Here is a 13,874-nt window from a genome sequence, read left to right on the forward strand (position 1 = left end):
TTCGAGGGGATGACGGGGGAGATCAACGGATGAGTCCGGCGACCAGGTTGATGGCACCCGCCACGATCACGACCCCGAATACGTACGACAGCACGGCGTGTGCGAGCACGGTCGGCCGTATGCGGCGGTTGCGGACGGTCGTGTCGGACACCTGGTAGGTCATCCCGATGGTGAACGCCACGTAGGCGAAGTCCCGGTAGTCGGGTGGACCTTCGTCGGAGTCGCCGAACACGATGCCGTCCGTGGCGGAGTCGAAGTGCAGGTGCGCGTACCGCAGCGTGTACACCGTGTTGATCACGGCCCAGGACAACACGACCGTGAGGATCGCGTCGGCGATCAGCGCCAGTCGCATTCCGCCGGTCTCGGTCCCGGCGCGTCCGAGGGCGAAACCGACGCCGAACAGGCTGGCCACGCTGGCGCTGAGCAGCAGCACCGGGGCGGAGCGGTGGGTCTCGTCGTCGCGGGTGGCGAAGTCCCGCGTAAGGGATCCTTCGGCACGCCGGATGATCGGCCAGACCGTCGACAGGAATGCGAGCGCGGCGGCGTTCCACCCAGTGGTCGCCGCCAGCTCCCATGGCATGAACGCGAGCATCGCCAGTGCGACCGCCAGGCCGATGCCTGTCACGATGAGGGCGCGCCGCATCGCGGGCGCATGCCAGCCCACGGACCGGTGATACAGAGAGGGCGCGGGGATGGCCGACATCGTCTGAGGCTCGCCGGTACGGGTTGCGGTCATTTCCACAGCCAGCCGATCTTTCTGGCGTTCTCCCTGACCTCCGCGTAGGAGGTGTGGACGCTCTTGGCCTGGCCGACCACGTTCACGCCGAGCGCCATCGTGACAGTTGAGCGCAGGGTGTTGAGCGGATTGTCGAACAGCACGCGTTCGCTGATCCAGGTGACTGCGTCGGACTCCGGTTTCCAGGCGGCGCTGTAACTGGCGGCGGCCTCGGTGAGATCGGTCCCGGCGAGGGCGCCGATGTGGGTGTCGAGCACGGTGGCCGACTCCATCGCGGCGTTGACACCCTGCCCGATCGGCGGGAACGGCGCGGCAGCGTCGCCGAGCAGGACCGCCTTGCCACCGTGCAACTGCGAGCAGGTGGTGCTCAGCCCGACGTGGTAGCTGTGCCGGTCCGCGAAGGCGGCGATCGACAGGTCGCTGGCAAGGTCAAGGATCGGCGGGCAGACCTTGGCTAGGTACTGCCGCGCCTGAGCCGGGGTGGCGAAGTCCGGTGCTTCCTTCGTGCCGACCGCGCAGAACCAGCGCGGGCTGCCCGGCCCGTCGTCGCCCGGCACAGCGCCGGCGACGCAGAAATGCCGGATCGACAGCGCCTGGAGGTACTCCTTGTCGAGCTGGTCGCCGACCTGGTCGAGCTCGATCATGGTCACGTAGTTGGGGATCGACCGGGATTCCACGGTGAAGCCCGCCACCTGCTGCTGCATCGCCTGCCGCACGACCGAACCGGCGCCGTCCGCGCCGATGATCAGGTCGAACCGCCGGGTCACCGGCGGACCATCCTCCTGTTCGGAGGTGAGCGTGCCGCCTTCGACGTCCAGCGCGGTCACCCGGGAACTGAACGCGAAGTCCACGTACTTCTGGTACTGCTCGGCGATCGGTGCCATCAGCGACCGGACGATGTCCCCCCGCGAACCTGTCCAACCCTGTTCCGGCCAGTCGTCCACGACCCGGCCCTGGTACTGGATGCCCTTGAACTGAAGCATCCGCGCGTCGAAGTACGGTGTGACGTCGAGGTGCCGCAGGGCGCGCAGGCCGTGGCCGGTGATGTCGATCGTGTAGGAGCGGTCGGGGTTGAAGCGGGGCGCGGCGTCCGGGTGCACGTCGCGCTCGAAGACGGTGGTCTGGATGCCGCGCCGGGCGAGCGCGATGGCGGCCACCAGGCCGGCCGGTCCGCCGCCGACGATCGCGATTCCTTCGGAGAGAGGTGTTGTCTGCATGGCCACCAGCCTCGCGTCGGGACCCGGCCGGCCGCATCAGCGAGCTCACTGGTGAGTGCCGGTTCCCTCGGGGTAAGTACGCCAGCGATCAATGCAGGTCGAGCGCGGCGAGTTCGGTCCGCGAGCTGACGCCCAGCTTTTGGAACACCTTGCGCAGGTGGTATTCCACGGTCCGGCGGCTGAGGAACAGCTGGGCGGCGATCGCCGGATTGCTGGCGCCCTGACCGGCGAAGCTGGCGATCTGCAGCTCCTGCGGGGTGAGTTCGCTGATAGCGGCGGTGCCGTCGGGCCGGCGGGTGGTCTCGCCGGTGGCACGCAGCTCGGTGCGGGCCCGGTCGGCCCACGGCGTAGTGCCGAGCCGCTCGAACGTCTCCAGCGCGGCGCGCAGGTGGCCCCGGGCCCGGCTGCGGTGGCGCTCCCGGCGCAGCCGCTCGCCGTACCCGAGCTCGATCCGGGCCCGCCAGAACGGCATCGCTCCCGGCGGGAAGAGGCCCAGCGCCTCGTCGAAAGCCGCGTATCCCTCGTCCGGGACTCCCTCCTCGGCGACAAGGCCCTCGCAGTACGCGAGCAGGCCGCGCTGGCCGGGGCCCGCGTGGCGGGACCGTTCGGCGAAGCCGGCAACCACCTCGGCCGCGACGTCCGGGCAACCGGCGCGGACGGCTGCCTCCACCAGGTCCGGTGTGCAGGTCAGGGCGATGAACGGATGGCCCGCGCCGGGTGCGGCCGACGCGATCGAGGTGAACCGTTCGAGCGCCTCGGCCGGCCGCCCGAGACCGAGGTCGAGCAGCGCCAGCGCCCGTGAGGACAGGGCGACAGTCAGGCCCAGCCGGCGCGGGACGGCCTGCGTCAGCGCCTCCTCGGCGTACGCCCGGCAGTCCTCCTCGCGTCCACGCAGCGCGGCGGCCGTGGCCAGGGCGGCCAGGAGGTTGGACGCCGACGGCTCCTGCCCGGTGTCGCGCGCCAGCCGCAGGCCCTCCGACGCCTGCACGACCGCCTCGGTGACGCGGCCGGCCATGGCGTTGCCGAGGGCGGCGAACTCGAGCGCGTAAGGCAGGACGCCGACGGCGCCGAGTTCCCGAGCGCGGGCCACCGCCCGGAGTACCAGCTGCTTGGAGTCGCCGCGTCCGGTGTACAGCCCGGTGGTGGCCGCCCACAGCAGGTAGGCCGGGTCGTCGAAGGTCACCGCAAGGGCGTCCGCCTCGTCGAGCAGTTCAGCTCCGCGCGCCATGTCACCGCGGAACACGCTAGACAGGCCGGTGAGGTAGCACACCGCGAAGCGGGCCCGTTCGTCGCGCTGCGGTGGCACCGCCGCCGCCCGCCGCGCGATGTCGATGAGCCGGCCCGGTTCGCCGGCGTAGGCGGCGGCGTCGGCCGCGGTCAGGAGCATCTCCAGCGCCCGGCCCGGGTCGTGGCCGACCGCGAGCGCCGCACCGCCGACGAGTGTGTCCACCGCCTCGGCGGGCACCCCGGTGCGGAGCTGCAGTTGCCCCCGTAGGTGGGCGATGAGGGCCTGTTCCGGTTCGCTGCGCGCGACCTGCGCGGCCCGCTCGACCAGTGCCTGCGCCCGCCTCGCCTGCCCGGCCAGCCAGGCGTTCTCGGCGGCGGCCGCCAGCCGTCGGCCGCGCGCGTCGTCGTGGGTGCTCAGCTCGGCCGCGCGTTCGAGCGCGGTCGCTGCCGCTGCGGTACCGGACCGGTCGCGGGCCCGGTCGGCCGCCTGTTCCAGCGCGGCTGCGGCTTCCTCGTCCGGCCCGGCACAGGCGGCGGCCCGGTGCCAGGCGCGGCGGTCGGCGACGTCCGGGTCGAGCGCGTCGGCGATCGCCCCGTGTACCGCGTGCCGCTGCAGGAAGCTCATACCCTGATACACCGCGGAGCGCATGAGCGGGTGGCGCAGTTCCACGCACCCGGCGTCGATGCGGGTCAGGTCCGCCTCCTGCGCCATGTCCAGCGACTCCGGGCCTGGCGCGCCGAGCGCCTCGGCCGCGCGCAGCACAGTCGCCAGGTCACCGGTGTCTTCGGCCGCGATCACCTCCAGCAGCACCTGGACAGATTCTGGAAGCCGGCGTACCCGTGCCAGGAACGCGCGCTCCATCCGCGCGCCGATCGGCAGCGCACTCGGCAGTGGAGCGGCGCCGACGAGCTGGTCGGGTTGCAGCGACAGGGTGATCTCCAGCAGCGCCAACGGGTTCCCGCCGGTGCGGCCGACCAGCTCGGCCACCACCTCCGGTGGCAACGGGCCGGAGCGCCGTTCGGCCAGCACCGCCGCGGCTGCATCGCGGTCGAGGCCGGCAAGGCGCAGCTCCGGCAATTCTGGCGCGGCGAACCCCGTCCCCGACGCGCTGTCGTCGTCCCGGGCGGCGAACACCAGCGCGACTCCCTCCGCCCCGAGCCGTCGGCCCACGAACAGCAGCGCGTCCGCCGAGGACTGGTCGACCCACTGCGCGTCGTCGATCAGGCAGACCACCGGCTGGTGCTCGGCGGCGTCGGCCAGCAGGGTGAGAGCGGCGACGGCGACGAGGAACCGGTGGTTGCCACCGGACATGGTTTCGGTGGGCGCCGGTGCCAGGCCGAACGCCGCGCGGACGGCCGTGGCCTGCGGACCTGGCAGTCCGTCCACGCCGTCGCGGACCGGCCACAGCAGTTGGTGCAGCGTGGCGAAGGCGAACTCGGCCTCGGATTCGACGCCGGCCGCCTGCAGCACCCGCATGCCGTTAGCGCGCTCGGCCGAGTAGGCGAGCAGAGCCGACTTCCCGATGCCGGCCTCACCCCGGATCACCAGCGCGTCGCTGTGCCGCTGGCGGACCCGGTCGAGCAGGCCGTCGAGAACCGCCAGCTCACCGGTCCGGCCGTGCAGCACATGGTCAGGATACTGCCGGCCGGGACCCCGGTTGCGATCGCGCCCGCGGCCGCTGTTGTGGCTCTTGCTTCCCGGTCTCCGACCGGGCGCGCACGGTCAGCAGCCAAGCCAGGACGATCACGGCGGCCAACGTGAACACACCGCTCTCGCCGGTGAGGTATGCCGTCCGCAGCGGGTCGACGCTGGCGGCCGCGCCGGCCAGGACGCCCAGGACAGCGTTGAACGTCCCGTGCGCCAGAACCGCCGGCCAGGTGCTGCCGGACCGGTCGCGGAGGTAGCCGTACAGCACGCCGGCACCGGTCAGCACCGCGAGGAACATCGGCACCACGATCAGGCGGTTGCCCACCGGGTTATACGCCGTGGTCAACAGCATGAGCGGCACGTGCCACACACCGTGGAGGAACCCGACGAGGGCCGGCGCGGCCCGGCGGTTGCCCGCGGCCAGCTTCGGCAGCAGATATCCCCGCCAACCGACCTCCTCGGTCAGCGCGAAGCCCGAGCCGATCACGATATTGATCGCGAGGTTGAGCAGCGTGTCGGAGGCGAAGTGCCACGACACCGCACCCACCAGGGTGGCCGCGGCGTAGGAGGCGCCGAGGATCGCGGCCGGCGCCAGCAGCGCCAGCGGCCAGTACCGCCATCCGGCGCGGTGCAAGGCGAGCTGCGCCCAGCCCGCCCGGCGGTACCCGTCGCGGGTGACCACCAGCAGCATCAGCAGCACGCCCGCGGTGGCAGTGAGCATGTTGAGGATCTGCAGCCGGTCGGCGTCGCCTGGCCCGCCCGTGGGGCCGAGCGTCGCCACCAGGATCGCCATGGTGAGGGTGAGCAGGTAGTAGGTCACGCCCTTCTGGCGCTCGGTGAGGGAACTGAACATGCCGACAGCCTCGCCGCCCGGCGCCCGGGCCCGCATCCGTGTGGTCACCTGTCTCGGCCGTCAGCGCGCTCCACCCCCGGCGACCTCGACGCGGGAGGAGACGCCGAGCTAGGACGTTCGAAATCCGGCGTGGTCATCTCGCCGCGGGCGGTTCCGCGAGTGCGGCCTGGTTGACGCTGAGATACCCCCGAAGCGTGAAGTGGCTCCGACGGCGGCCAGTACTCGGCGCATTCATGCACTAGCGCTGGGTACTTGGGCGGCATGTACCAACTGGTTTGGATCTGGCCGCGCGGATTGCTTGCCGGGTTAGGGACCGGGGCCCGCCCTGCTCGCCACCCGTGGTGGGCTGGTTAGCTTGCAAAGCGGGATCGCGGGCGAGCCATGTAGGTCGTGAGAGACCTAGGACGCGTGAGAGGTGCCCTCGGCAACGTCCGAACAACTATCGAGGGGCGTCGCGCTCCTGCGCGCCTCGGTTGCACTGGGGGACGGCTGACCGCGCCTCAGGAATGGTTGCCGTCGGCCACCGTATCGTCGCCGAGCTCTACACCACGCTCGCTCAGTGATCTCCGACTCGCCACGCTCATTCTGGGCGGCTGGCCGCGGTGAAACTTCAACAAAGACAAGACTGGGCACTAGATAGCGCGGCGTGCTGACCATTGGAGGTTGCCATGCGCCACGAGATGGACCGGCTCTTACTGGCCGTAAGTTGTTGCCTCCTACCCCTATCAGTAGCAGGGTGCGCGACGATCCGTCCGTTGCCAGACAGGCTCAAGCGGCACTCGACATGCTGGGGGAGAAGGCCTCGAGGATGAGCTCCTGAACAAGTACCTGCAGATCGCGCTGGGGTGTCATCGCGGCGTTAGGTGGCTTCGTCGACATCGGCGAACTGGTCTTCAACAGCCAGACCGGATCCCTCTTCGGCTACCGCACCCTGTGGGCGGTACCTATCGGCGTGATCGGCTTCACCGTGTTCGCAGAGCTCAGCGGCCGCGTGGCCATCGTGACCAAGAAGGCGAACTTCGACCTGGCGCGTGACCGATACCCGCGATGGTTGTCCACGACAACATTGGTCGCCGGACTGGCGGTATGTCTCATCACCCTGTCGGCCGAACTCGGTGGCCTCGGCCTGGTGATGCATTGCGTCCTTGGATGGAACGAAGGCTTCTTCACCCTCATCGGGCTGGCCCTGCTGGTGGCGGCGAGCTTGCTGCTGCACTTCGCGATGATCAAGAGGGTTTTCGGCTATCTGGGCCTTGGTCTGCTGGTCTACATCATTGCCGCATTGCACCACGGCCGGCTTGGCACGCGATCGGTACGGGGTTCATTCCTTCCGGCGGCAGCGCGCAGTACTGGTACTTCGTGGTCGGCATGATCGCCGCCGGGATGATGCCGTATGGGATCTACTCCTACTCCTCCGGCGGCATCGAGGAGGGCTGGACCGAGGAGCAGCTTCCAGTGAACCGGGCCAACGCCCTGCTCGGATTCCCGCTCGGCGGTCTCATCGCGGTCGCATTGACCGTCGTCGCGGCCCAGCAATTGCTGGCCCTGCAGGTGACTCCACAGCATCTCGGCACGGTTCTCCAGGAGGCGCTGCGCGAGCTCGGCCCGATCGGCTTCTACGCCGCCGTGATCGGTGCCTTCTGTGCCATCGGCGGCGCCACGCTCGACAGTGCCTTCTCCTGTGCCTACACCCTTGCCCAGCACCAGCGCTGGCCGTGGGGCAAGAAGAACGGCCTTCGCCAGGCCAAGCGGTGGACCGCTGCGGTGCTCGGTGCCTTCGGCATCGGCTACGCGATCGTTCAGACGCGCGTCAATCCCGTCGACCTGACCGAGTACGCGGTCATCGCCTCCGCGGTGGCGATGCCGCTGTCGTTCTGACCGATCATCCGCGTGTCCCAGGACCGGCAAATAATGGGCCGCCTTGTCAGCGGTGCCCTCTCCCGACCGCTGGCCTGGCTCTTCTTCGCGGTCATCTGCATAGTCGCGATCGCGGGCCCATCCCCATGCTCCTTACCCACCTGGGGGAGCTCAAATAGACCGGCGGATCCAGTTGGTTGACTGGCGCTATGACGAGAACAGCGAGTTCCGGGCGAGCGGCGAGCGGCGGGCGGCGATCCTGCGAGTAGCCGATGGATATCGGCGACCTCCCACACCAGGCTCGCGACCATGCTGATCACGGGTCTCTGTGCGGCTCTCGTGACGGGATTGGCCGGCGCCTGGGGTTATGCCCCGTTGGCAGGCTGGGATTGTGCGGCGCTCGTGTTCACCGGCTGGGTATGGCTGGCGATAGGTTCGATGGGTTCGTCGGCGACGGCCAGCCGTTCAACGCGGGAAGATCCGGGCCGGGCCGGCGCTGATCTGATCGTGCTGATCGCGGCGGTGGCGAGTCTGGGCGCGGTCGGTCTGGTGCTCATCGGCCAGCGCGGCGCGCCGATCGCTGGTCGCGATCGTGCGCGGCTTGCCGTTGTAGTGGGTAGTGATACCGCACGACGCCCGTGGCACCACCACGTTCGCGGCCAGCCCGGCCACCTCGGCCAGAAAGTCCTCGACTTTCGGTGTGCTCACCAGCAGCGTCTGGAAAGCAGTAAGGATTCCATCGGTGGCGACAGTCATCTCATCTGCACCCATCGGTGCTCCGTCCATGCATCCCGTCCCAATCGCAGGACATGCAGATTGGTCGAAAACCGAGGACGGTCATGCCTTGAGCGGCACAGCTCGAATAGCCGACGGCAATACTGACCGTACGCCGCTTGCCAGCCAGAGGGGGGCGTTCTCGCCTGTCGGCCTCCACTCCCGGACGGTTAGAGGGCTACCCCTACCTCGCCCGTCTTCAGCCAGGTAGCGGAAAGAAATTACTGGCCGCGTCCCGAATGCTTTTCCCAGATCCGTGTGAGCGTTGCCGCATTCCAAAGCGGCGACGTTAAGCTCTCTGATCAGCAAGGCGTCCGCGTCACCCATCGCTCAGGGGCCGGTCTGACGGGCGAAATGCGGGTCGGAGGGATCGGCTGTGTCGCGGCGAGAGATTTCTCAGGGGCCGTGTCGATCCGCAGGCCGCTCGTTCGACCTGTGGGTGCGAGGGTCGAGAGGCGGCCCCGCCGGATGAGGAGAACGCGATGCCGAAGTACATGCTGATCATGCGGGGCACCGATGAGACGAACGCGGCCATGATGGCTTCGATCGACGAGGCGATGGCCGCGACCGGGCGGTTCATCGAGGAGATGATCAAGGCCGGTGTTCTCCTCGCGGCCGAAGGGCTGGACGACCCGGGCCGGGGCGTCGTGGTCGACTTCAGCGGCGAGACCCCGGTGGTCACTGACGGGCCGTACGGAGAGACCAAGGAACTGTTCGGGGGCTACTTCCTGCTCGATGTCGCCTCGAAACAGGAGGCGGTCGAGTGGGCCAAGCGGGTCCCGGCGGTCCCCGGGTCCAAGATCGAGGTCCGACGGGTGGCCGGGAGCGACGAGCTCCCGCAGGACAACGAGCGGATCGTCAAGGAGCGGGCCGGGCGCGAGAGCAACGGCCAGAGCTGATGGATACGGCCGGCGTCGAGGCCGTCTGGCGGATCGAGTCGGCGCGGATCGTCGCCGCGCTGACCCGATTCACCGGCGATTTCGGGCTGGCCGAGGACGCGGCTCAGGAGGCGGTGGCCGAGGCGCTGGTGTCGTGGCCGCTTGCCCCTCCGGCCAATCCGGCCGGATGGCTGATGGCCACGGGCCGGCGGCGGGCGATCGACGCGATCCGCCGCCGGACCGCCCTCCAGGACCGATACGCCCTGCTGGCGGCCGAGCCGGCGGTCGACGAAGAAATCGACCCCGACAAGATCGACGACGATGTCCTGGCGCTGATGTTCGTCAGCTGCCACCCGGTGCTCTCCCCGGAGGCCCGGGTGGCGCTGACCCTGCGCGTGGTCGGCGGCCTGTCCAGCGAGGAGGTCGCCCGCGCGTTCCTCGTACCCGTGCCGACCGTGCAGGCCCGCATCACCCGGGGCAAGAAGACGATCGCGGCGGCCGGGGTGCCGTTCGAGGTGCCGGCGGCCGGCGAGCGCCGGGAACGGCTGGGCGGCGTGCTCAGCGTCCTTTACGTGATCTTCACCGAGGGGTCGACGGCCACGTCGGGCGACCGGCTGCTGCGCCCCGAGGTCGCGTACGAGGCGATCCGGCTGGCCCGCACGCTGGCCGCGCTGCAGCCGGACGAGCCCGAGGTGCACGGCCTGCTCGCGTTGTGCGAGCTGACGGCCGCGCGCTTCCCGGCCCGGACCGGCCCGGACGGTTCGCCGGTCCTGCTCGAGGACCAGGACCGGCGGCTGTGGGACTTCTCGGCGATCCGCCGTGGGTTGGCCGCGCTGGCCAAGGCATCGACTCGCGGCCTCGGCCCCTACGGTCTGCAGGCCGCGATCGCCGCCACCCACGCGTCGGCGCCCTCTGTCGACGCGACCGACTGGGACCGAGTCGTGGTGCTCTACGAAGCGCTCGGCCGGGTCGCGCCCTCGCCGGTGGTCGAACTCAACCGGGCCGTCGCCGTGGCCATGGCCTCGGGTCCGGCGCGAGCCCTGGCCATGGTGGACGAGCTGATCGCCTCGGACCGGCTGCCCGGTTCGCATTTGGTTGCGACTGTACGCGGTGAGCTGCTGGCCCGGCTCGGACGGCGACCGGAAGCTCGCGCCGAGCTGGAGCTGGCGGCCCGGCTGTGCGCCAACCAGCGCGAACGCTCAGTGCTGCTCCGCAAGGCCGCCGCGCTGGGCTAATACACCGCTCGCCGTGACAGCTGCCAGCAGATCAAGGCTGCCACGCGCAGTGACCCGCGAGGCCCGACCCTCGCCGATTGCGAACTTGCGGAGCAGGAATTGGTTCTCGAACTCCGCGCATTCCCCACGGTCGCCGGCCTCAGTTCCTGTCCCGCTTCAGGCCGCCGTCGCAGTTCAGCAGGGGAGGATGGCTAGCCGCTGTTGCAGTGCGGCTTCACACCGGCAGTCTTGGTCCCTGCACAGCATGGCTGCTGGGTCAGTCACGATGAGCCTGCTCGCGCATGCCAGCACATCTTCTACCGCGATCAGTCGAGCGCGACAGTCGCCGATGCGTAGCTCAGTCGTGACCGGCCTCAACTCGGGTTCGATCTCGTCGAACCTGTGGCTCTCGCCTGAGACATTTGGCAGCTCCATCCACGACCCAGGTGCCACCTTGGCGTACCGATAGAACCGCGACCGGCCCAACTGCTGCTCAGCAAGGTGAATCGTCGTATTCGACGTGTGGCCGACGCCGAGGAGCAGTACATGCCCGCGTAGCTCGGCAAGCGCTTCGATCGGTCCGAGCGGCCACTCGAGCCGTTGGGCCTCGATCAACCGTCGCGCATGAGTGCCGATCGCTAGGAAGGAGAACAGAGGGTGTGTACTGCGCTCGTGTGCGAAGCCCAGCCGCATAGTCTCGGCGACACGTCCTAGCCAGCGGTCGACTGGCAGGTCCGGCGTGAAGGGGACTGCGCTCCCAAGCGCCTCATCGAAGGCTGCCCAGGTCTCTGCGTTGAAGTAAGCGTTGTGCGGCCGGACCAGGCCGGGGGGTGCGGCGACCCCGGTGAGGTCCCAAGTGCCGGAGATCATCATCACCGTCCCGCATGTTCCGATCAGGGCCCGGCAGACGGCTTCAGCCCCTCCGTCGACTCGGCCGAATGACCGCAACGACGCGTGCACGAGCACCGACGAGGTCGAGTCCAGGCCCAGCCGAACAAGGCCCTCGGCGATCTCATCCTCTGTAACAACCCCACCCTCATCCATGGCACTGCGATAAGACCATTCCTAGGGATGCGCAGTCCACCACTTTGTCTCTGGCAGCCGAATATTGACCAGCGCGCGGTCAAGTTGGGTTCTAGTCATCGTTGCAACGTGGAGTGGCTCGGTGACGTCAGCCGCGCGTCGATTGCTTGCTAGGCCCGTGCATCATCTCTGGCCTGCGGCATACAGCCATCTATCTCCCCAGCGGCCAAGACGAAACGGTCTGCTCCACCGTCGTGTCCTCACCTGTATCTCAGGAGTACATCTAGCCGCGCAGTGGTTCGTGACCACGGACCACTGCGACAGGGCACGTTGCGTGAAAGACGCAATGCAGGCTGACCGAGCCGAGCAGAACCTCCTCCACGGCGCCATGTCCACGGTTCCCGACGACGAGCAGGTCTGCACGCCCGGAGGCCCTCTCCAGGACCGTCGCGGCGCGGCCCTCCACGACCTTGCACTGGACGGGCACTGGCGGCGTAGCACCGAGGACGGACTTCACGCTGTCCTCGAGAACTCGCTTTGCCTCGGCGCTGAAGTCGACCTCCATCCCCGCCGCTGGTGGAGTCATCCATCCGAACACCTGGGGTGGCTCCCAGGCGATGACGGCCTCCACATCCGAAGCTCTGAGCTCCGCTTCCGGGGTGGCCCAACGCAAGGCCCGCTTGGAGGATTCGGAGCCGTCCACCCCCACGATGATCAGTTCCCGCTCCGCGGCGGCCGGGTCATACGTTTCGCTCATCGGATCCTCGATCCCTCAGCGACAATCCCAAGATTTTACCCCGCTGCTCGGCGTATATCGGGCCTGCACCCGTGGTAGCGGATCGCCTGAACCGCTGCACCGGCCATCGCATCCACGGTTCCTCCTCAGGCCCGCTGCGAGTCGTGCAACGGCAGGTTCCCGAGTCCGGTGTCCTTGGCGCAGCCTCGGCTTTGTAGGCCTCCGACGCCAGGCGCAGTATGACCCGGGACTCGTGGTCGTTCAGGCGAGCATCGCGATTCGCTGCCCCTGGTTCGCCCTAAGACGCTATCCACAACGCAGCACTCGCCTGGCTCGACGCCCTTCCTCAGTGACCCTCTCCAGTCCCGCCAGCCAACGAAACAGAGCGGCAGGGACGGTGGTGCACACTGATGCCATGGGCAACTTGTCGCCCGAACTCGCCGCCGGTCCAGTTGGAGCTCGCCCGAGCAGTGGAACAGCTGCCCGGGCAGACCAGTGGCCTATCTTCGAATGACATTTCGTTGTTCAGGGCCGTCTCGGCCGGCGCCGCGGCTGGGTCAGCCTGGCTTGACCGCAAGCGTCGCAAAATAGTGCGACATGTATTGGCCGGATGCGTTGGATTGGTGCGGTGCTTCTGTGAAGCCGGTGAGGACGAACCCCGCCGCGAGTTGCCCACCGATCTGGTCTGCGAGGGTGTGACTATATTCGAGAGGGGCATCCGCGCCGAACTTCGTGGCGCGTTCCTCGGCGGAGTACTGCGTGACGTCGCTGTAGGGCAGCTTGTGCACGACGACCAGTTCGCCGCGCTCGTCAAGGGCCTCGTGGTCGAACAAGTACACATCAGGGTTGAGGAAGCCGACGAGCAGACTTCCGCCCGGTCGCAGGACGCGGAAGCACTCACGCCACACCGGTGCCAAGTCGGGTACAAATAAGTTCGAGACCGGGTGGAACACAACGTCGAATGATGCGTCGCCGAAGGCGCTGAGGTCGCGCATGTCACCCAGGACGGTGCGCAGCTCGAGTCCGTCGCGCGCCGCCACCATCTGGTCCTGGCCGAGCTGGCGGGGCGAGTTGTCGAACACGGTGACCCGCGCCCCTGCGGCGGCGAGGATCGGACCCTGCTGGCCACCGCCGGAGGCTGGGCACAACACGTTCTTGCCGGTCAGGTCCGCCGGCAGCCAGGAGCGGTCGACTGGCTCACGCCCGATGAGAACAATCGACCAGTCGCCCATGCGGGCGCGCTCGACATCCTCAGCACTCACCGGCCTCGACCACTCATTGCCCTCCTGGACATACTTGTCCCAGGCTGCCCGATTGTGGGCACCGGGGTCGACGACAATGTCCCGCACGTTTAACTCCCTGCTACAGCCAAGCGGACACCAGCGGTACTGACAGTTCGGTGCCGCTAGCCAACACGATCACAGGTGCGGGCTCAACGACCCGGTTGGTGCCTTCGGACGTGGCCGAAGTAGCCGCGTGCCGACCACGCTGCTCGGCCTGCTGAACGCCGCCCAGCTGGGCGTTCGACTTGCTTGTACAGCTGTGGACTTCGGTGGTGCTGTGGGTGCGGATTGGCAGTATGGTTCGAGGTGTCATACACCGCTGAATTTGGGGCGGTGTGTTCGGCTGCCCTAGACCCGGCGGCGCTCCAGCGGAGTGTTCATTTTGCAGGGAGTCGGGCCATGGTTCTCACACGTACTGGAGATCGCCA

The 13,874-nt window shown here is 68.7% G+C and carries 10 protein-coding genes and 1 pseudogene; 4 read left to right on the top strand and 7 right to left on the bottom strand.

From position 1 onward, the window contains the following. Window positions 1-22: 22 nt before the first annotated feature. The 4 genes from ABD210_RS05440 to ABD210_RS05455 all read right to left on the bottom strand — a co-directional run bounded on the left by ABD210_RS05440 (window position 23) and on the right by ABD210_RS05455 (window position 5,681). A complete protein-coding gene (locus ABD210_RS05440; protein ID WP_344109446.1) occupies window positions 23-736 on the bottom strand; it encodes a DUF1345 domain-containing protein in 714 nt (237 codons plus the stop codon). Beyond that, window positions 733-1,953, bottom strand: coding sequence for an FAD-dependent oxidoreductase (locus tag ABD210_RS05445; RefSeq protein ID WP_344109448.1), 1,221 nt, complete (start codon window positions 1,951-1,953; stop codon window positions 733-735). Before ABD210_RS05445 ends, ABD210_RS05440 begins: the two co-directional genes overlap by 4 nt. A gap of 88 nt (window positions 1,954-2,041) precedes the next feature. After that, complete coding sequence (locus ABD210_RS05450) at window positions 2,042-4,807, bottom strand: AAA family ATPase (protein WP_344109451.1); 2,766 nt, start codon at window positions 4,805-4,807, stop codon at window positions 2,042-2,044. Window positions 4,808-4,811: 4 nt separating this feature from the next. Continuing rightward, window positions 4,812-5,681, bottom strand: coding sequence for a CPBP family intramembrane glutamic endopeptidase (locus ABD210_RS05455; RefSeq protein WP_344109453.1), 870 nt, complete (start codon window positions 5,679-5,681; stop codon window positions 4,812-4,814). 952 nt (window positions 5,682-6,633) lie between these two features. Here ABD210_RS05455 and ABD210_RS05460 point away from each other — a divergent pair. From ABD210_RS05460 to ABD210_RS05475, 4 genes and pseudogenes are all read left to right on the top strand, one after another. Then, a pseudogene (locus ABD210_RS05460) lies at window positions 6,634-7,559 on the top strand (divalent metal cation transporter). Window positions 7,560-7,847: 288 nt separating this feature from the next. Next, a complete protein-coding gene (locus ABD210_RS32400) occupies window positions 7,848-8,420 on the top strand; it encodes a DUF1345 domain-containing protein (RefSeq protein ID WP_425552629.1) in 573 nt (190 codons plus the stop codon). A 374-nt stretch (window positions 8,421-8,794) separates the two neighbouring features. Further along, the gene (locus tag ABD210_RS05470; protein WP_344109457.1) at window positions 8,795-9,211 is read left to right on the top strand and encodes a YciI family protein; all 417 of its coding nucleotides are present in this window, start codon (window positions 8,795-8,797) and stop codon (window positions 9,209-9,211) included. Further along, the gene (locus ABD210_RS05475) at window positions 9,211-10,425 is read left to right on the top strand and encodes an RNA polymerase sigma factor (protein ID WP_344109459.1); all 1,215 of its coding nucleotides are present in this window, start codon (window positions 9,211-9,213) and stop codon (window positions 10,423-10,425) included. The genes ABD210_RS05470 and ABD210_RS05475 overlap by 1 nt, the downstream gene beginning before the upstream one ends. A 174-nt stretch (window positions 10,426-10,599) precedes the next feature. On the opposite strand, the gene ABD210_RS05480 is transcribed toward ABD210_RS05475, so the two are convergent. From ABD210_RS05480 to ABD210_RS05490, 3 genes are all read right to left on the bottom strand, one after another. Then, window positions 10,600-11,448: an AAC(3) family N-acetyltransferase gene (locus tag ABD210_RS05480; RefSeq protein WP_344109461.1), complete on the bottom strand. Its 849-nt coding sequence runs from the start codon at window positions 11,446-11,448 to the stop codon at window positions 10,600-10,602. A 262-nt stretch (window positions 11,449-11,710) separates the two neighbouring features. Beyond that, window positions 11,711-12,184, bottom strand: a complete 474-nt coding sequence (locus ABD210_RS05485) for a universal stress protein (RefSeq protein WP_344109463.1) — start codon at window positions 12,182-12,184, stop codon at window positions 11,711-11,713. 536 nt (window positions 12,185-12,720) lie between these two features. After that, complete coding sequence (locus tag ABD210_RS05490; protein ID WP_344109465.1) at window positions 12,721-13,512, bottom strand: class I SAM-dependent methyltransferase; 792 nt, start codon at window positions 13,510-13,512, stop codon at window positions 12,721-12,723. Window positions 13,513-13,874 lie beyond the last annotated feature (362 nt).

It is taken from the genome of Kribbella alba (assembly GCF_039529635.1).
GTDB lineage: Bacteria > Actinomycetota > Actinomycetes > Propionibacteriales > Kribbellaceae > Kribbella > Kribbella alba.